Genomic DNA, 19,789 nt, shown 5'->3' on the forward strand with positions numbered 1-19,789 from the left:
TTCGGTTAGAAGATGCCTAGGAAACGCTTCCTTTTGTAGATGTTCTTCAGGTCTTTCTCAAACAGGGTGTACGAGTCCTGGTAGAATTTGAGAAAGTTCTGCTCACTCGCTTGCCCGGGAAACGGAGCATAATAGTGCGTGGGGCTTCGGGTATCATTTCTCCAAACCAGTACATAAGACAAGCGCATGGGGTACTTGCGCATGGTGGGCAATAAGGTGTTGGTCCACCAGGTGGTGTTAGGGATAGACTCCAAACCGGTCTCGGTGAACGCGGCCAGCTTATTTGCCTTGCGGGCGTAATCTGAAAGGATCTTCAGTTTATAAGCGGCGGTATCAATGGCGTAGCGGTCACGCCCCATGTCTCCGTAGTTGTCCATGCCCACCATATCCACCCATTTGTCGCCGGGGTAGCGCTCCAGAAACTGCTCCTCAGAACTGAATTTGTTGTCCGGCGAGAAGGCATAGATAAAGTTATGCACTCCTAAGCTGTCTCTCAAATAGGAAACAGTGAACTGCCACAAAGCCACAAACTCCTCTCTGCTGGTGTGCGGCTTGCCCCACCAGAACCAACCTCCGTCAAACTCATGGAAAGGTCTAAAAATGATGGGCACCAGTTTTCCATCGGCTCCTTTGATGCTGTGGGCCCAATCCCCAATTCCGCGCAATATCTCTTTGTATTGCTCATGCGCCTCGCCCCCGGGGATGATGTATTTCACGGCCGGTTTTGAAAGGGAATCTACCCAGTAAAAACCTCCCTTTGACACCGGATTAGAGAAATGCCAGGCCGCCGTAGTAACCCCACCCCGGTTATAGGTGTCCACCACGTTTTGCCTCACCGCTTCTTTCGCCGCGGCTATGGCTTCGGGGGACCTTCCGGAAAAGCCGCTGAAATCAACCCCAATCACTGCCGGGTGTGACCCAGTAACCGACTTCACATCTGACCGGTCTTTCCCGTCAAACCAACCGTGGCCGTACTCAGTGGCGTGCTGATGCCCAAACAACGTATGCTTCTTGGCCAGTTTCCCCATGTTGCGGTACAAAGCCCTGGTTTCTGGGGTGGCTTTCTTATCAATGGGCCTGGTGCCGGCACACCCAGAAAGCAGCAATACCCCTGCAGCTAAAAAGCTAATGATCTTATGCATAAAAGTTTATCTGTACGATAGAACCTGCAAGATAGCAAGCAAGAACCCGTTTACCAATCTGCAATTCTGCCCAGGACATGGTACGTTTCCTGATTAAGCCTCATTTTATAAAAACTGCCTTTAAACTAAAATTTACAGGAAAACAGGTTGAAATTTGAAGGGTTTTTCCCTCCAACAGGAGGAAAAAACATATAATTATTTTTAACTTGCCCCCACAGACGGCGACAATGTCATTTTGGTTCATTTAACAGCACTCCAAAAAGAGGCATAAGGTACGTATGCATATTGATCTACACCCGCAGTTGATTCACCTGGATGAAACCATTAGGGTAGAAATTGACGAGAACGCCAAATACATCTATTTAGAATGGTTGAAGACGCCCAGTTCTGAGGAGTTCAGACAGGCCTTCTACAGGGCGGGTTCACTATCCCTTGAACACCACTGCGAGTATTGGCTTAGCAATGCCCAACAAATTCCTTTCCTTGAGTTTGGCGATCAGAATTGGGTTTTACGCGAGATGAAACCCCTACTCGTCACCTCTTCTCTGAAAAAATTCGCCCGTCTGTCCTCCAAAGAAAGCATGAGCCTCCTGGACATTCACCGGATTTACAGCTCGCTGATCAATGAAGGTTTGGGCTTGAAAACTGAGTTTGAGTCTTTCACCAATCGGGCCGCCGCCTTAGACTGGCTATTTTCCGAATATGACAAAGAACTCTCCTCTCCAGAGAAGCCTTAACTCATCCGGCACAAACTAACCCAAGATAAACCAGTTTTCCTTTAAAATTATGTAGGCTACAGACCAGTTCCTTTTTCTACCACAGAAGAAGGCAGTTCTGTAGCCTTTCTTTTACATAGAGTTTTGAAATGTTCAAATTAACCTCGTTGCGACGCTTCCTCTTTACTTAGATTATTCCAAGCAGTTCCAAGCCCCCTTTCAGAAAAGCAGCTTCAAAACAGGAGGTTTTTGCCTTTGGAGAGGAGAAGAATTCCTCTAAGTCTACATCTAGTATTTACAGGAAAATCAAAAGCGCTATAATGCGGCTTACAAGTACGTTAAAGGCTGAAAACCCGGTCACTTTCCTTATGTAAAAAGCACCAAAAACGTTTGGGTGAAGTGCTTCTTTACCTGCTAGAGTTATTCCTAAAATATTTTCCTTTTCCTATGTACACCATCTTAAACTATTTGTAAGTTTAGAGGAGAAAGATACTACCTCTCCTCCTCTCTATGTTACCCCAAAAAACCACTTCTGCCTGGTTCCCCCTCTTGAAGGGCCTTAGCCTTGTGCTCTTTATTCACCTTTTCAGTTGCCGGGGCAAAAGTGACGAACTCCGGCTGGCGCAAAGGAATTTTGAGTCGGAAATCGCCCAGGAGCAGAACTTGGTTTTTACCTTTGACAAGGAACTAGTCTCTGATTCTCTCCTGAACCAATGGGACACCATCCCCTACCTTACGTTGACCCCCAAAGTGGAAGGCAAGTTCAAGTGGACAGCCCCAGACGAACTGGTTTTCTCACCCACCAAAGCGTTTGCCCCCACTACCAATTATACCGCTAAGTTAACACCTAACCTGCTTCTACACTCGGCTACAAAGTTTAAGATTCCGGCCGGGCAGGAGGTGAAGTTCCATACCCCTTATCTTACCTTAACCACCACCAAGGCGTACTGGACCCAAAATGAAAATAACCCATCCCAATTGGAGGCAAACCTGCTGTTCGACTTCAACTATCCGGTTTCGTTTCAGAACCTGCGGGACAAATTGAAAGTGTATAGAGGCACCACTGAATTAGGCGTTGAGTTGGTTAGCAGTAGTCGGGAGAACCTCTCCATCAAGGTGAAAGGTCTGGAAGACCAAGCTCCAGGAGCGGGGGAGATTCCGCTGCGGGTGATGCTGCACAAGGGTCTCTCCACACAGGGCAGCACTTACCAGACCCCAGAACCGCTTCAGCAAACCGTGACGGTTCCCAGCCGGGGTCAGATGCAGATCATGGAGGTAGTTGCGCTGCAGGAAGAAGGCCAGGATAAAATTTACGTACTCACGACCCAGCCCATCGTGAACCCAGACTTGAACGCTTTGGTGTCTTTGAATGGCCGACGTGATTTCACGGTGGAACGGTTGGAAAACGGCATGGTGTTGAGCGGCATCTTCGCCTCTGACCAAACTTACAGAATGGTGGTCTCCGGGGAGTTGAGCGGCGTAGTGGGTAAACCCTTGGGAAAAGCCTACGAACACCCGGTTTCCATCGCCTCTACCCAACCCACAGTGGCCTTTGTTAACCAGAAAAGCATTTATCTCGGCAGCCAGGGCGCTCGGGATATTGCCTTAAACCTTACCCAAGTACCCCGCGTGAAAGTAACCATCAGCAAGGTGTTTGAGAACAACATCCTGCGCTACCTTCAGGAGGGCCAGACCTATGATGGGTACTATGACGAGGAAACCGAGGAGTACCACGAAAACGCGTATTACGAGGTAAACGAAACCAACGGTAAAACCATTTTTGAGCGGGAATACGACACCAACAGCCTTCGCAAGCAAGGCAAAAACCACCTGCTGCACCTAGGTCTGGAAGACTTAGACTTTGATAGCAACTTCAAAGGGCTGTACGTAGTCACCGTCTCCAGCACAGACAAAAACTGGCTCAAAGACTCCAAGATCATCTCGGTCTCTGACATTGGGTTAATCGCGAAGCAGGGCAAAAGCGAGGTGTTGGTGTTTGCCAACTCCATCCGTACCGCCCAGGTGCTGCCTAAAGTGGAGGTGCGTTTCATCAGCAGCAACAACCAGGTCGTTTATACCGCTACCACCGACGAGGACGGAGTGGCCCGCTTCCCCGACCTAAACAAGACCGCTCAAGGATTTAAAATTGGATTGATCACCGCCCGGCAGGGCGAGGACTTCAACTACCTACCGTACGCCCAAACCGAGGTTAATACCTCCCGCTTTGACGTGGGCGGCAAGCGCCTGGCGGAGCTAAACTATGACGCTTTTATCTATGGCGACCGTGACCTGTACCGCCCCGGTGACACGGTCCACGTGAATACTTTGGTGCGTACCCCCAACTGGAAAACGGTTAGTGGCCTGCCTTTGAAGCTGAAACTTCTGCTACCCAACGGCAAAGAGTACCGAAGCCAGAAAGGAACCCTGAATCAGGAAGGCTCCTTTGAGACCTCCTTTATCCTGAGCACCTCGGCCGTGACGGGTACGTATACCCTGGAAGTTTACTCCGGCAATGATGTGTTGCTGAACTCGCGCAAGATTGGGGTGGAAGAATTCATGCCCGATCGGTTGAAGGTGAACACCGTCCTGAGCAAAACGGATTTCTCGGCTGGGGAGCAGGTGAGCGTCAACCTTACGGCGCAGAACCTCTTCGGGCCACCCGCCGCCGGGCGTACCTACGAAGTCCAGCTCAGCTTGAAAAAGAAAACCTTCGAGGCCCCCAAATACCCCGACTACACTTTTGAACTGAACAATGCCAGCGACGTGAACCTGCAGAACAGCGTACGGCAGGGCGAAACTGACACTCAGGGCAAAGGCCAGGAATCGTTTCAATTGAACGGCTTCCAAGATGTGGGATTTTTAGAAGGTTCTCTGTTCACCACCGTTTTTGACGAGACGGGCAGGCCCGTGAACCGCCTGAACAAATTCAATGTAAGCACCCAATATGCATTTTACGGCCTCAGGAAGTTTGAAAGCTATGTGAGCACCAAGCAGGAAATGCAGGTACCTATCATAGCCCTTAATGCGCAGGGGCAGCCCATCTCCACCAAGGTACAGGTGCAACTGGTGCGGTTCACCTATGAAACCGTCATGGAACGGTACAGCGAGAACTACAACTACAAATCGCAGCGCCGCCAGACCGTCCTGCTGAATACCGTGCTGGAGGTTGACAAAGGTGGTACGGCGGTACGGTTCAATCCTTCCACCTCCGGGGAATACGAGTTGCGCATCATGCGGCCTGGGGCATACAATTACGTGGCCCAGGAATTCTACGCCTACGGGTGGGGAGACACGGAAAGCACGTCGTTTGAAGTAAACACCGAAGGCGAAGTAGACATCGCTCTGGATAAAGAAAGCTATGAAGTAGGCGATGACGCCAAAATCCTGTTCAAGTCTCCGTTTGCCGGTAAGATCCTGGTAACGGTAGAACAGAACAAGGTGCTTAGCTACCATTATCTTAAAACCGATAAGAAAGCAGCTTCCCTCACGCTGCCCATCAAGGATGAACACCTGCCTACAGTGTATGTCTCGGCGGTGGCGCTGCGCGAGATAAAAGACAACCAAATGCCGCTCACCATTGCCCGGGGCTTTAAGCCCTTACAGGTCACGCAGAAGAAAACTAAGCTAGAGGTGGCCCTGACCGCCCCGGAAGCATCGCGCTCGAACCGTTTACAGCAGGTTTCTATCAAAACGGCCCCAAACGCCGAGGTAACCCTGGCTGTGGTGGACGAAGGCATTCTGCAACTGAAAGACTACCAGACCCCAGACCCGCATGGGTTCTTTTACCAGAAACGTGCCCTGGAAGTGCAGGCCTTTGACTTGTACCCTTACCTGTTCCCGGAGTTGGGCGGCACCCGGTCCAGCGTGGGGGGCGATGGCTATGACCTGGAGAAACGCATCAATCCGCTTACCTCCAAACGTGTGAAGCTGGTGTCTCTGTGGAGCGGCCGATTGAAGACCAACAGCAGTGGTGAGGCAACGGTAAAGGTGAAAATTCCGGAGTTTTCCGGGGCCGTCCGGGTGATGGCCGTCGCTTACAAAGGAAACGCGTTTGGCTCTGCCGAGAAAATCATGCGCGTAGCCGACCCTATTGTGATCAGCACTGCCCTGCCCCGCTTCCTGAGCCCCAAAGACACTTTGCTGGTACCGGTGACCATCAGCAATACCACTACTAAGAATGCACCGTTCAGCAGCTCCATTGCGGTTACCGGTCCTTTGAAAGTGGTGGGGGCTGCCAGTACCTCTTCGTCCTCTAATGCAAACGCAGAAAAGCAGTTGATGTACAAGGTGGTGGCCATTCCGGCCATTGGGCAAGCGACAGTGAAAGTCATCGTCAAAGCCCTGGGGGAAAAGTTCAGCAACACCACCGAGCTTTCGGTACGGCCTACCGCACCCTTAACCCAGATCACTGGCTCCGGGACTTTGAAAAACGCCATGACCGTGCAGCTCAAACCCGCTACGGGCTTTATACCTTCTTCCGCTTCTTCCAGACTGGTGGTGAGCTCCTCCCCTCTGGCGCAGTTCACCGATGATATCACGTATTTGCTCCGGTATCCGCATGGCTGCCTGGAACAGACTACGTCCACCGCTTTCCCGCTGCTCTATTATGCAGATTTGGCCAAGTCTTTAAATCAGGGGCAGAAAGGCCGTAGCTACAACCCCAATTACCTGGTTCAGGAAGCCATTACCAAGATTGAAGGCATGCAGCAGTATGACGGTGGCTTTACTTACTGGCCCGGAGGCTCTGACACGGATTGGTGGAGCAGTGCCTACGCGGTCCACTTCCTGCTGGAGGCCCAAAAGGCCGGGTACCCCGTCAACCAACAGGTGCTTAACCGGGCCCAGTCGTATCTGCAGCGGATGGTGAAAGCCAAAGGCACCGAGGAGTACCGCTTTTACGATGTTTCCAGAAAACTGCAGCGAAAAGTCATTGCAGCCCATGAAACGGCTTACTCGTTGTACGTCCTCAGTCTGGCGGGCAAACCCGATTGGCCTACCATGAACTTCTACAAAGCCAAACCCGACTTGCTCTCCATAGATGCCAAGTATGTGTTGGCCAATACCTATGCTTTGAACGGAGGTCACCAGAGCGCCCGCCAACTGATGCCCCGCTCTTTTGCCGGAGAGACCTCCGTCCGGGCGTTGGATGGTTCCTTCTACTCTTCCATCCGGGACATGGCCCTTTCCTTGAACAGCCTTCTGGAGGCCAATCCTGATCATCCGCAGGTACCTATTTTGGTGAGACACCTCTCGCAGGAACTCCGCTCTTCGCGTTGGTTTAACACCCAAGAACGAGCTTTCGCCTTGCTGGCCTTGGGCAAACAAGCTAAAAGAAACGCCGGGAATGCCACCGCCCTGGTACGACAGAATGGCAAGACGGTGGGTACTTTCAGCGGCAAAGATCTCACCCTCGCCAATAAACTGAGTACTCCAGTTACCCTGCAGAGCAAAGGGCAGGGAACCCTGTATTATTTCTGGGAAGCCCAAGGCATCAGTTCCACCGGCAGCTATACTCAGGAAGACAATTTCCTGCAGGTGCGCAAAACCTTCTTTACCCGTGACGGAAAAGAAATCACCAACGGAACCTTCAAGCAGAACGACTTGGTGGTAGTACGCCTCGCGCTGCAGTCAATGGACGGACGCACCATTCCGAACATTGCCATCACGGATATGCTACCCGCCGGTTTCGAGATTGAGAACCCGCGCCTGCTCGCTTCCCGGGAGTTCAACTGGGTGCAGGCCATGGCCCCTGCCACCCCTGAGCACCTGGACCTGCGGGATGACCGCATTAACTTGTACACCAATGCCTTACCAAAAACGCAGTACTTTTTCTACCAGGTAAGGGCGGTCTCCAAAGGCGATTTCCAGATGGGTCCGGTAGGCGCAGATGCCATGTACAACGCCGAGTACCATTCGTACCATGGCGCCGGAACAGTGAGGGTGCGTTAGTTTAGAGGTTGTTTTACAAGAAACGGCTTTGTAACACCTGACCGCTCCTTGCCTGAGAAATCCACGCTGAAATCAGAACCAACTAGAACGCTTTTACCTCTACTTCTTGAAAATACTGGCTAAACCCCTACACAACGTACCCCTCCCGGGCTTTTCTGAAAAAGGAAGGACCTGGCTGCGGTATGTTGGCGTTGGACTGGTTTCTTGCTTTGGGCTTTTTATCCTCCTAAACCTGCTCTTCCCCTTGCAGGTCCAGATTTCCTATTCTCCCGTCATCACAGCAGCCGATGGCAGCATCCTGCACTCGTACCTGAGCAAAGACGACAAATGGCGGATGCAACTGGAACCCGCTGAGGTAAGCCCCCTACTCAAGAAAGCTATGCTCCTGAAGGAGGACCGGTATTTCTATTACCATCCTGGGGTGAACCCGGTAGCTATGGGTAGGGCCTTGGTGAAAAACCTGGTACAAGGAAAAACCACTTCGGGTGCTTCTACCATCACAATGCAGGTTGCCCGCCTGCTCTACCCCAATAAGCGGACCTACTGGCACAAACTCACCGAGGTCTTCCGGGCGCTGCAGTTGGAGGCGCGCTACAGCAAGGAGGAGATTCTGCATTTATACCTGAACCTGGTGCCTTACGGCGGGAACATTGAAGGGGTAAAAGCCGCCTCGGTGCTGTACTTCCAGCAATCGCCCAAGCATTTGAGTCTGGCGCAGGCGGTGGCGCTTACCGTTATTCCCAACAAGCCCTCGTCTTTGCGTATTGGGTGGCAAAACCAGAAGATAGTGGCATTTAGAAACAAGTGGCTGCGCTACTTTGCCCAACAGCAGGCATTCCCCAAAGAAGCGTTAGAAGATGCGTTGCTGGAACCCCTGAATGCCCAGCGGCAGGAGGCTCCGCATTTTGCCCCGCATTTTGCCTACCGCATGTTCCGGCAGCATCAGCAGCAATCCATCATCAAAACCACTTTACAACCAGCGGTTCAGGAGAAAGTAGAGCAACTGGCCTACAATTATGTGCAGCAACTCAAGTACAAGAACATCCACAATGCCGCGGTGCTGGTCATCAACAACCAAACCAATGCGGTGGAAGCTTACCTGGGCTCCGCCGATTTCTCAGATGCCCTCCATGGCGGACAGGTAGACGGGGTGCGGGCCATCAGGTCGCCAGGCAGTACCTTAAAACCGTTTCTGTACGCTACCGGGTTTGAACGAGGCCTGATTACCCCTAAATCCATCATCTCCGATGTGCCTATTGACTACGCAGGGTACCGCCCGGAAAACTATTTCGGAACCTACAGCGGCAACATCACCATTGAACGGGCCTTGGCCACGTCGTTGAACATTCCAGCGGTAAAACTGCTGGACCAGATAGGGGTGAGTGCCTTTGTCCAGAAACTCAAACAAGCCGAGTTTTCCCAGATAAAGAAGACGGGGGACCAACTGGGTTTATCGCTCATTTTAGGAGGCTGCGGCGTGAAGCTGGAGGAGCTGACGGCGTTGTATGCGACCTTCGCCCGGCAAGGAAGCTATGTCCCCCCGCGTTGGCTGCAACAAGACACCGCCTCCCAAAGGAAAACTCTCCTTTCGCCAGGGGCCGCGTTCATGGTCAACCAGATACTTACCCAGCTCCAAAGACCCGACCTGCCGCACAATGCCCTGAATAGTGCCCATTTACCAAAAATCGCTTGGAAAACAGGCACCTCTTACGGACGGAAAGATGCCTGGAGCATTGGCTACAACCAAAAGTACACGGTAGGTGTTTGGGTGGGCAATTTCTCGGGCGAGGGTGTTCCTGAGCTTAATGGCACCGATACTGCTACCCCCCTGCTGTTCTCCATCTTCAACACCATTGACTACAACAGCGCTAACCAGTGGTTTTCTGCCCCTAAAAACCTGGGCACCCGCACTGTCTGCCTGGAAAGCGGCTTACCTACCAATAGTTTTTGCCAGGATGTGATCGTGGACACCTATTTACCGGGTATCTCCACCTCCACCAAATGCCAGCACCTCAAACAAGTGCCGGTTTCAATTGACGGGAAACACGCCTACTGCACCTCCTGCCTCCCCGATGGTGGTTATACCCTAAAATGGTACCCTAACCATTCGCCCGAGATCCTCACCTACTTTGTGACCCAGCACCTGCCTTACGTCAGCCTCCCGCCGCACAACCCATCGTGCAGCCGCATCTTCCAGGAGTTTGCGCCCATCATCTCCTCGCCCACTGCCGGAATGGAATACTTGTTGGAGAAAGCAGACCACCAGAAACTGATGCTGCAATGCAACGCCCACAATGAGGTGAAAAAGGTGTACTGGTACGTAAATGATAAATTCCTGAAAGTATCGGCCGGAAATGAGCCCGTTTTCTTTGAACCTGAGAGCGCAGGCAAACTAAAAATCTCCTGCCTGGATGACCAGGGCCGCAACACCAACAGCTACGTGACCGTGCGGTTTATAGACTAACTCCTAAAATCACAAATGCCCTTTTATGATGGGCTTCCAGTAACAAGCCCGAAACAGCAGGACTGCTCATCTGCTGTTTTTGCTTTGTTTTAAATGTAAAAGTATTTCACGCTAAGCTGAGTAGGTTTGTAAGAACCCCTGAAATCTCTAACTTCCCGTTTCATCTATTCAAACCTGTATGTTCAAGAAGAATTTGGGGCTTTTGGCGGCTGGTGTTTTGCTGTCTCTGCAGTCCATGGGTCAGGCAAGCCCTGAGTGGCAAGGCATTTTCCAGAAGATCAACACCGAGGTGCAAACTAATTCCAAGGCCTACAGCTCCTTGAAAACTGCCTCTGAAACCATTGGCCACCGCATGACCGGGTCTGAAAACGGGAAGAAAGCCGAGGAGTTTGCTTATAACCTGTTCAAATCATACGGCTTCACCGATGTCCGCTACCAACCGTTTGAGGTGGAAAGTTGGAGCCGCGGCACCTTGACCTTACAGGCAGGGCCAGACGCGGCCCATCTGCAGAACATCAAATCGGTGTCCCTGGCGCATTCGCCCGTGAAGGCGAACCTGACCAGTCAGGTGGTAGACATGGGCAACGGGCTGGAAGCAGATTATCAGGCGAAGCCTAGTGCCGTAAAGGGCAAGATCGCGTTGGTATACCTGGGTGTTTTGCCCGGTTCACCAGAAGGTACCCGCAGCCTACACCGCTCAGAGAAAACAGCCTTGGCCACTAAGTACGGCGCCTCCGGAATTATTATCATCAATACCGTTGCCTGCGGCACCTTGCTGACCGGAACGGCCTCCGTGACCGGCAAACTGATCACCATACCGGCCGTTTGTATTGGCCGCGAAGATGGCTTCCGGCTGAAAGAGCAGCTTCAGAAAGGCCTTTTGACGACCAAGATTGCCATGACCAACTTCTCGGGCAAAATCAAAGCGCGGAACGTGATCGCCACCCTCAAAGGCACTTCCCTCCCGAAAGAAAAAATTGTGATAGGCGGCCACCTGGATAGCTGGGATCTGGCCTCCGGGGCAATTGATAACGGCATTGGATCCTTCTCGGTAATAGACATGGCCCGCACGTTCCAGACCCTGAAACTGAAACCGAAGCGCACCATTGAGTTTGTCATGTTTATGGGCGAGGAAGAAGGACTGCTAGGTTCTGAAGCCTATTTAGAAGATGCCCTCAAAAACAAAACCCTGAATCAACTTGCGTTCATGCTTAACTATGACATGACCAATGACCCCAAAGGGTATAATGCCAGTCAGGAAACCTGCAGGGAGTTGTTCCAGTCCATTGGAAGCATAGCGGCCCAGATAGACACCACGTTTAAGAACAGCTTCAGCTCACGAGCCGGGTTACATTCAGACCATCAGCCGTTCATGTTGCAAGGCATCCCCACGGGTGGCTCCTCGGGCGGAAAACTGCCGCAGGGCGCCGGCGACTGCTACCACGCTGACTGCGATTCCTTTAACCTGGTTGATGAGCAGGGCCTTAAAAACACTGTGCGTTTCAGCAGCATGCTCCTCTACGGGATTGCTGATGCCCCAATCCTGCCTGCCAAGCGCCTTTCCGATGCCGAGACCAAAGCCTTCCTTCTCCAAAACAACCTGAAAGAACCTCTGAAAATTGCTGGGGAGTGGCGCTGGAATGATTAGGTGATATATAAGAGCTAGTGCTGTACATAAACCCGCTTCGGGCCTGCTTTCTGTAAAGCAAGCCCGAAGCGGGTTTATCTTTTTAATTAGATCATTGGTTGAGTCCTATTCTCGTCCTCTACTCATAGTTAAGCCACCATTCTTCTGACAGGGCTTTAGGGGCTACTTGTTTGCATTCAAAGGGACGTAAACACTTGGTTTTCTTTTCTTTCCAAAGCAGACAACTTCAGTCTTACAGGTGTATTCTAAACACTTATAAGACTCATTTAGCGGTTATTTATCCTCTTTAAACCCCTCAAAACCTGATTTTACCGAATAAAGCCTTCTACCATTTAGCATTATGTCAACTTTGAATATGATTAACATCATTTCTAAGGAACCATTTCGGGCAGATATTTATTTGTAAACAAAAGATAAGATTTTATGGGAAGGTTTATATGTGGGACAGACTTTTCTAAGTCTTCTGAAAATTCAATTCAATATGCCGATGCTCTTGGACAACGCATGAATTATGAAATTACTTTGTTTCATAACATCTGCGAGTCTAAAGAAGGAGCATTAGTTACCACAACAGGACAAAATTTCTGCCCAATCCAGAGGGAAAAAGAGCAGAAAAAGGAAGCTCGTACTCAAATGAAACGCCTGCAAACCTATCTGGAGGGCATTGACGAGGACCAACCGCAGGAGTATAAAACCAAAATCAAAAACGGCGAGATTTGCCTTAACTTGGGCTCTGTCGCGCAAGAGGAAAACGCTGATTTGGTAGTATTAGGCTCTGACCCGTCCCGCAGCCTGAAAGAGATGGTGGATCATTCTTTGACTGCCAAGGTGATGCAGCAAGTGCCTTGTCCTGTTTTGTTGGTTCCAGACAACGTGATTTTCAAACCTATCCGCCGGATGGTTCTGGCCATTGACATACACGGTTTTTCGCCCTCAGACATGGCGACGGTGTTAAAGGTGGCTAGTTATTTCGGGGCGCAGCTACAACTCCTGTTTGTACTCCCCAAAGAGGAGCCCACCGCCCGGGAGTTTGTGCAGGAAGAACTGGAAAGGATAACGAAGCGCCTGCCCTATACCCGTATAAGCCAGCATATTGAAGTCAACCCATCAATTGAAGAAGGAATCGGCCATTTCTGCTGGAACAACCGTGCCGATATGCTGGTAGTAGGTGCCCAAGCCACCCAAATTTGGGACCATCTACTGCTACCTGGGCATCAGCAAACGCCCTCTTACTATCCTAACCTGCCCCTGATGGTACTTCACTCTAAAAAGATCAGAGTATAATCAGATACTAGGAAAACATAACATATTAAATCCTGCCAAAAGCAGAGAGCCGGGCAAATGTCCGGCTCTCTGCTTTTGGCAGGATCTGTACGGCATTGTTGTGCCTATGTGTCTTCTACCCTAAATTACAGCTTGCCGTAAGTGGTTTTTTATAGAAAAACCGGCCCAACTGGCTTCAGACGCTTTGATGCCGTAAACCCCTAGCCTTCTGCTTTTTACCATTTTAAATTTCGGTAACCAGTTTTGCAGAAAACATAATCTTTTCCAAGACCAGCTTGATTTGAAAAGCTTTTCCGTTTAAAGGCTGAATTTTGAATTCGGCTCCTAAACGGAAAAGCTTTTCAATTTGCGAATAGATCATGCAAACAGAACCAAAGGTCTAGGAAGCCACCGCTGGCCTCCACTCCAAAAACCCGCAATTGGGGCACTGGCCTTGTGGAGTTTTTTGCTGTTTTTCCAGATTACCGCAGTAAGCGCAGGCATAGGTATCTGGGGCCTTTTTCTGCTCTTCCAGGAGATCAGGATCAATGTCAGGGACCAGGGAAAGACCGTGGCGGTCATCAGGGAATTGCAGGATGGTGAAAGAACCGTTTGCCTCCATGTAGGTGCGCTGCACCTTGCCCAGGTTGTACACATCATCATGGCGTAACTGGGCAAACAACCGCTCCCTAGTGATACGGGCCCGCTCCATTACTTCCAGTTGCAGGCAGCCGTCTTTCACCAGTATATCCATGTCATCCATTACCTTGCGCTCAAACTCGGCGCTTTGGGTACTTCGCCAAGCCAGGGTTCGTTCCACCGCAATGACCACCACGGCAATAATGGCAATGGGCAGAATCCCCCGAGAGGGATCCATCAGGGCCACTCCGTTGGCTGCCGCCAACGACACCAAGGCCGCCATTTCGGTCCTGCTTAACATGGCTGCCATCCGCTTGCCCATGATGCGCATAGATAGCATCAAGACAAAATAGATGAACGCGATCCGGATCACCATTTCCAATAAAAAAACCCAGGGCACTTCGCCCAGGAGTATGCGTAACCAATCGGTTATCTGAATGTCTTCTGGTTTCATAAAAAAAGTTATTTGGCAGCGGCGGTCCACTCATCGCAGGAACATTTAGGGCAAGTACTTCCCTGCACCTGTCTGGTCTCTCCCACGTAGCCGCAACGCGTGCAGGCAGAAATGTTTTGATCAAGGGTTAAGGTCTGGAGCATACTCTGGTCTTTGTAGGGCACAATGGGCAACCCAGGTTTGGAGTCTTTCTCCTTTACAATACTGAAAAGGCCATATCCTTCCATGTACAGGCGTTTCACCTGCCCCAAATGAAGAATATTGTGCGTTCTTAAGGCGGCAAAAACCTGGTCTTTAGACATGCGCGATTTTTCAAACTCATGAACCAGCAACACGCCTTCCTTCAATACCATGCTCACGTCTCCCTGCGAGGCTAGCTCTACCTTTCGGTTCCTAAAGGCCAGCCAGTTAAATCCCCGTTGAAAGGTCAAGGCACAAACAAAGGCCACCACTCCCATCAGAATGCCACGGTCTGGCAACTGCATGGGGGCCGAGGCAATCCCCCCTAAGGTAACCATCACGGCCAATTCTGAAATGGTCAGCTGCGCGTTCATCCGCTTCCCCATCAAGCGCAGCACCACCAGCAGAACTATAAAAATGACAATTGTCCGGATAAGAACTTCCAACATAAATTCCCAGGGCGTATTCCCAATCAAGAGACGTTGCCAATCGGGAAAAAAAATCTCTTCTTTTTTCATAACCTTCTGCAATACGAGCACTAATCGGATTATAGTTACTCTTATTTTGAAGGAATTAATACGGTAAATTCTTTAAAACTACTGCTTTCTTAATAAAGATTTAACAATGCTTTTATCGATATATTCAATTTTTATTATTTATAAACCACCCAAAATTCACCTGCAAAAAGTGCCTTTAAATTAACAGGAGGCATATTCTTGATTGACTACAAAAATGAATTCTGATGGAAAGTTTAAAATCATGAACCCGGTTTTATGGAATTTATCACATGGTTGCATCATGCTTTTAAGAAAGAAATAGTCCAGAATCTTTATGTTTTTCCAGAAGATTTTTATCCCTTTATTTAAACACGCTTACTGACCCTACTGCATGTTTCTAAAGCTATTCTCCCGTTCTAAGCCCCCGCAAGACCAGGAACTGATACAGAAGTATCGGGAGACCGGCGATGTGGAATTGGTGGGCCAGTTGTTTGAGCGCTACACCGAGATGGTGTACCTGATTTGCCTCAAGTACCTGAAGAACGAAGACGAGAGCAAAGACGCCACCATGCACATCTTTGAGCACCTAATCCAAGCCTTGCACAAACATGAGATCGCCAATTTCAAGAGCTGGCTGCACGTGCTTACCAAGAACTACTGCCTCATGCAACTGAGGTCACAAAAAATAAAAGGGGCCGATTTGATAGATGAGAAATCAATGCCGCTGGTGGAGAAAGCGGCCCTGGCCCATTCTTCAGAAGACCCTGACCAGGAGATGGAGCTGCAGCTTTTATCCAAAGCCCTCACCACCCTGGGCCCCGAGCAACGCGCGTGTGTAGAGCTTTTCTACCTGCAGAAGAAAAGCTACAAAGAAGTAGCCGACCTCACCGGCCTGGACATAGGCAAAGTGAAAAGCCACATCCAGAACGGCAAAAGAAACCTTAAAATCTACATGAATAAAAACTATGAGCAGGAATAACCTCCCCGACACCTGGGACTCCGAAGAGCATCCTTCGCTGGACTTGCTGCGGCAGTACCAAACCGGTGAACTTTCCGCTCCCCTCAGCCACCGGATTGAACGGCACCTTGTCTCCTGCGAGCTCTGCTCTGACTTAGTGGAGGGCATGACCATGGCGCAACCCGCCCGCGTGCAGTTGGCCGTACGGGAAACCCGTGGCCGGCTTAAAAACTTTTTGGCCCAGAAAAAACGCAAACGGAAAGGGTTTCAATGGCCTATCTGGCAGACCGCCGCGGTACTGTTGGTACTTTTGTTTGCCATTGCCGAGGTGGTGTACCACCAATACTTTGCGGGAACAGACCACTTACCTTCTCGCGTAACCCAAAACCAAACAACCTGGCGTTTAACCGGCCAGGTAGTAGACGCCACCGGGAAAGCCTTGCCTCAGGCTCTGGTGAAAGTAAAAGGTAGTGGCCTGCAGGTTAGCACAAACCAGCGGGGGGAATTCACGCTGCAACTTCAATCAAAGCGATCTGTGCTAGTGGTTTCCCACCCCGAGTTCAGAGCGAAAGAAGTACCAGTCAGCAGTGCAGATTCTTCAGTGGAAATCATTTTAACTCCCTAAGAAGAAAAGGAAAGCTTTTCCTTTTACAGGCAGAATTCAAAAAACACCAATGAAATTTAGCTTCGCTTTCCGTGGAATCTCTCCTACATTTAAGGACCGGATTATAGGAAACCGGCCTAAAACGAATGGCAGAAACATTGACCAAAACCATCCGGTGGGGCATCATAGGCTGCGGCGACGTCACGGAAGTTAAAAGCGGACCCGCCTTCCAGAAAGTCCCAAACTCAAAGCTGGTGGCGGTGATGCGCCGCGATGGAGAGAAAGCAAAGGATTACGCCCAGCGGCACGGGGTACCCAAATGGTATGACAATGCCCAGGACCTGATCCAAGATCCCGAGGTTGATGCCGTGTACATTGCCACCCCGCCCGATTCCCATGCGCAGTACACCCTGCAGGTGGCAGCGGCAGGCAAACCCGTGTATGTAGAGAAGCCTATGGCTTTGAACTACGCCGAGTGCCAGGAGATGATTTCTGCCTGCCAGAAGGCCAACGTGCCCTTGTTTGTGGCTTATTACCGCCGGCGCTTGCCCTCTTTCCTCAAAGTGAAGGAACTGGTAGACGCAGGCGCCATTGGCGAGGTAAAGTTTGTGAACATTCGGCTTTTCCATCAAATTCAGCAAAACCTTAACCAAAACGACCTTCCCTGGCGGGTACAACCCCAGATCGCCGGGGGTGGTCTCTTCTATGACCTGGCGCCTCACCAACTAGATTACATTGACTACCTTTTAGGTCCTATTGAAGCAGCCTCAGGCCAAACGGCAAACCAGGCCGGGCTTTATCCCGCTGAGGATATCGTGACCGGGCAATTCAGATTTAAGAGCGGGGTAATGGGTACCGGCCTTTGGTGTTTCACGGTGCCGCCTGAACAATTCACCGATGAGATTGAACTAGTAGGAAGCAAAGGCCGGATTATATTTCCCACCTTTGCCTTGAAGCCCATCCGCCTAGAAACTGAGAAAGGAACCGATGAATTCTTTCTGCCCCCTCCGCCGCACGTGCAGCAACCCTTTATCCAAACAATTGTAGAGGAATTGACCGGTACAGGCGAATGTCCCAGCAAAGGTGAATCTGGTGCCCGCACGGCTTGGGTCATGGACCAAATTACCGGTCGCTAGCACCTCATAAAATATTTTAAGACCAATTTCATTTCCGGTGGCTGGTTTAGGAGTTGTTTTTTGAAAACGGCTCCTAAACCAGCCACCGGAATTTTTTAGACGGGATTTTGGTTTGGCCTTATACAAACCCAAGCCATGGGAGGCAATTGGTATGGAAAGTAGGCAAAAGAACTACTAAACCAAGCTGATTATGGCTTCTTCTATTTTCAAAATTGGAAACGTATTAAGTTAATCCCTCCCTTACATTCTAAATCTTTAATTTTTAGGAATAATTGTTTCAGAATATTTCAATGTTTCACAATTATTGATATCTTGCGCAATCGATTGCACACTCTACCATCAGAGATATGTTACACAGAATTTTAAAAATCAATCCGAATGACAACGTGCTGGTAGCACTGACGGATTTAAAGAAGGGCGATGTCGTGGAATACGAGGGGTCGCAGATCGTTTTGGTTGATGACGTTCAGGCGAAACACAAGTTTGCCCAAAAGCCCCTTGCCGCTGGTGAGGAGATCCTGATGTATGGGTCGTTGGTAGGAAAGGCGGTCTATGACATTCCGGTGGGCGGGGTGCTGACCACTTCTAATGTGAAACACCAGGTGAACGGCTTCACCGGTAAAACCAAGACCATCGGCTGGCAGGCACCTGATGTCTCCACTTGGGTTAACAGAACCTTCATGGGCTATCACCGCGAAGACGGCCAGGTAGGTACTGCCAACTTCTGGCTGGTGATTCCGCTGGTATTCTGTGAAAACCGTAACGTAGACATCATTAAGCAGGCCTTCCTGGATGAACTAGGCTTTGGTCAGCGCGATGTCTACAAGTCGTATGTGCAGCAGATGGTGGAACTGTACCAGACCGGTAATACCGAGGCAATTGAGACGCTTACTCTGCAGAAAGCCGTTGCCCCGGTTCAGCGCCGTATTTTTGAGAACGTAGACGGCATCAAGTTCCTGACCCACGAGGGCGGTTGCGGCGGCACCAGACAAGACTCAGATATGCTGTGTGCCCTGTTGGCTGACTACATCCACCACCCTAACGTGGCAGGCGCCACCGTTTTAAGCCTGGGTTGCCAAAACGCGCAGGTAAGCATCCTGGAAAGCAAAATCAAGGCCCTCAACCCTAAATTCTCTAAACCAGTCATTGTGCTGGAGCAGCAAAAAGAAGGTACCGAAGAGGAAATGATGTCCAAGGCGATCCGGCAGACGTTCCTAGCCTTGATTGAGGCCGATAAACTGAAAAGACAACCCGCTCCCTTGAGCAAGCTTTCCATTGGCCTGGAGTGCGGCGGCTCAGACGGCTTCTCGGGCATCTCCGCCAATCCGGCCATTGGTCACACTTCGGACATTCTGGTTGCCTTGGGCGGAAAGACCGTATTATCTGAGTTCCCGGAGCTTTGCGGCGTGGAGCAGGAATTAATCAACCGCTGCGAGACCGAGGAAGCCGCCGAGCGTTTCGCGTCTTTGATGCGTGCGTATGCCAAATCTGCAGAGGCTGTTGGGTCTGGTTTTGACATGAACCCTAGCCCCGGCAACATCAGGGACGGGTTGATTACCGATGCCATCAAATCTGCCGGAGCCGCTAAAAAAGGAGGCACCTCCCCTATCGTGGATGTGTTGGATTACCCAGAATACGCGACCAAGCCTGGCTTGAACCTCTTGTGCACCCCGGGCAATGACGTGGAATGCACCACTGCCCTGGTGGGGGCCGGCACCAACATCGTGCTGTTCACCACCGGCTTGGGCACACCTACTGGTAACCCAATTACCCCGGTGATCAAGATTTCTTCCAACACCAAACTGGCCCAGCGCATGCCCGACATCATTGACATTGACACCGGTGCCGTGATCTCTGGAGAGAAAACCATTGAAGAAATGGGCGAAGACGTGCTGGACTTCATCATTGAAGTAGCCAGCGGCCGTATTGAAACCAAAGAAAAAGCCCTGCACCAAGACGACTTCATCCCCTGGAAACGTGGGGTGTCTTTATAAGCCGCTCCCCTGCTAACGTAGGTTCTTGCCCACCTTGAACCTACCTCCTTTTTAGGCCCTGCACCTTCTCACCGCTTCAGTTTCGTGTAACATCTGGGTGGTTGGTGCAGGGCCTTTCTATTCAAATTCTACTCCACTAGCTATA

General features: G+C 50.6%; 12 protein-coding genes. 9 read left to right on the plus strand and 3 right to left on the minus strand.

Going from position 1 to position 19,789, the window contains the following annotated elements; translation table 11 throughout:
• Window positions 1–5 precede the first annotated feature (5 nt).
• Window positions 6–1,142, minus strand: a complete 1,137-nt coding sequence (locus tag ACW9SV_RS19800; protein WP_479558506.1) for a glycoside hydrolase family 26 protein — start codon at window positions 1,140–1,142, stop codon at window positions 6–8.
• Between the two features lie 278 nt (window positions 1,143–1,420).
• Between ACW9SV_RS19800 and ACW9SV_RS19805 the strand changes: the two genes are divergently transcribed.
• The 5 genes from ACW9SV_RS19805 (at window position 1,421) to ACW9SV_RS19825 (ending at window position 13,203) form a co-directional block, all read left to right on the plus strand.
• Window positions 1,421–1,879, plus strand: coding sequence for a hypothetical protein (locus ACW9SV_RS19805; protein ID WP_479558507.1), 459 nt, complete (start codon window positions 1,421–1,423; stop codon window positions 1,877–1,879).
• A 546-nt stretch (window positions 1,880–2,425) separates the two neighbouring features.
• Complete coding sequence (locus tag ACW9SV_RS19810; protein ID WP_479558508.1) at window positions 2,426–7,807, plus strand: alpha-2-macroglobulin family protein; 5,382 nt, start codon at window positions 2,426–2,428, stop codon at window positions 7,805–7,807.
• Window positions 7,808–8,051: 244 nt separating this feature from the next.
• Complete coding sequence (pbpC, locus tag ACW9SV_RS19815; RefSeq protein ID WP_479558509.1) at window positions 8,052–10,271, plus strand: penicillin-binding protein 1C; 2,220 nt, start codon at window positions 8,052–8,054, stop codon at window positions 10,269–10,271.
• A gap of 178 nt (window positions 10,272–10,449) precedes the next feature.
• Window positions 10,450–11,919, plus strand: a complete 1,470-nt coding sequence (locus ACW9SV_RS19820; RefSeq protein WP_479558510.1) for a M28 family peptidase — start codon at window positions 10,450–10,452, stop codon at window positions 11,917–11,919.
• A gap of 423 nt (window positions 11,920–12,342) precedes the next feature.
• Complete coding sequence (locus ACW9SV_RS19825; RefSeq protein ID WP_479558511.1) at window positions 12,343–13,203, plus strand: universal stress protein; 861 nt, start codon at window positions 12,343–12,345, stop codon at window positions 13,201–13,203.
• Between the two features lie 379 nt (window positions 13,204–13,582).
• Here ACW9SV_RS19825 and ACW9SV_RS19830 read toward each other — a convergent pair whose 3' ends face one another.
• Together ACW9SV_RS19830 and ACW9SV_RS19835 are read right to left on the minus strand one after the other, a co-directional pair.
• On the minus strand, window positions 13,583–14,275 hold the full coding sequence (locus ACW9SV_RS19830) for a DUF421 domain-containing protein (RefSeq protein WP_479558512.1): 693 nt from the start codon (window positions 14,273–14,275) through the stop codon (window positions 13,583–13,585).
• Window positions 14,276–14,283: 8 nt separating this feature from the next.
• On the minus strand, window positions 14,284–14,904 hold the full coding sequence (locus tag ACW9SV_RS19835) for a DUF421 domain-containing protein (RefSeq protein ID WP_479558513.1): 621 nt from the start codon (window positions 14,902–14,904) through the stop codon (window positions 14,284–14,286).
• 439 nt (window positions 14,905–15,343) lie between these two features.
• Between ACW9SV_RS19835 and ACW9SV_RS19840 the strand changes: the two genes are divergently transcribed.
• From ACW9SV_RS19840 to ACW9SV_RS19855, 4 genes are all read left to right on the plus strand, one after another.
• A complete protein-coding gene (locus ACW9SV_RS19840; protein WP_479558514.1) occupies window positions 15,344–15,931 on the plus strand; it encodes an RNA polymerase sigma factor in 588 nt (195 codons plus the stop codon).
• On the plus strand, window positions 15,918–16,535 hold the full coding sequence (locus ACW9SV_RS19845) for a carboxypeptidase-like regulatory domain-containing protein (protein WP_479558515.1): 618 nt from the start codon (window positions 15,918–15,920) through the stop codon (window positions 16,533–16,535). The genes ACW9SV_RS19840 and ACW9SV_RS19845 overlap by 14 nt, the downstream gene beginning before the upstream one ends.
• A 125-nt stretch (window positions 16,536–16,660) precedes the next feature.
• The gene (locus ACW9SV_RS19850; RefSeq protein ID WP_479558516.1) at window positions 16,661–17,650 is read left to right on the plus strand and encodes a Gfo/Idh/MocA family protein; all 990 of its coding nucleotides are present in this window, start codon (window positions 16,661–16,663) and stop codon (window positions 17,648–17,650) included.
• A 347-nt stretch (window positions 17,651–17,997) separates the two neighbouring features.
• Window positions 17,998–19,644: a UxaA family hydrolase gene (locus ACW9SV_RS19855; RefSeq protein WP_479558517.1), complete on the plus strand. Its 1,647-nt coding sequence runs from the start codon at window positions 17,998–18,000 to the stop codon at window positions 19,642–19,644.
• Window positions 19,645–19,789 lie beyond the last annotated feature (145 nt).

The sequence above is a fragment of the Rufibacter sp. JT20002 genome (assembly GCF_056491185.1).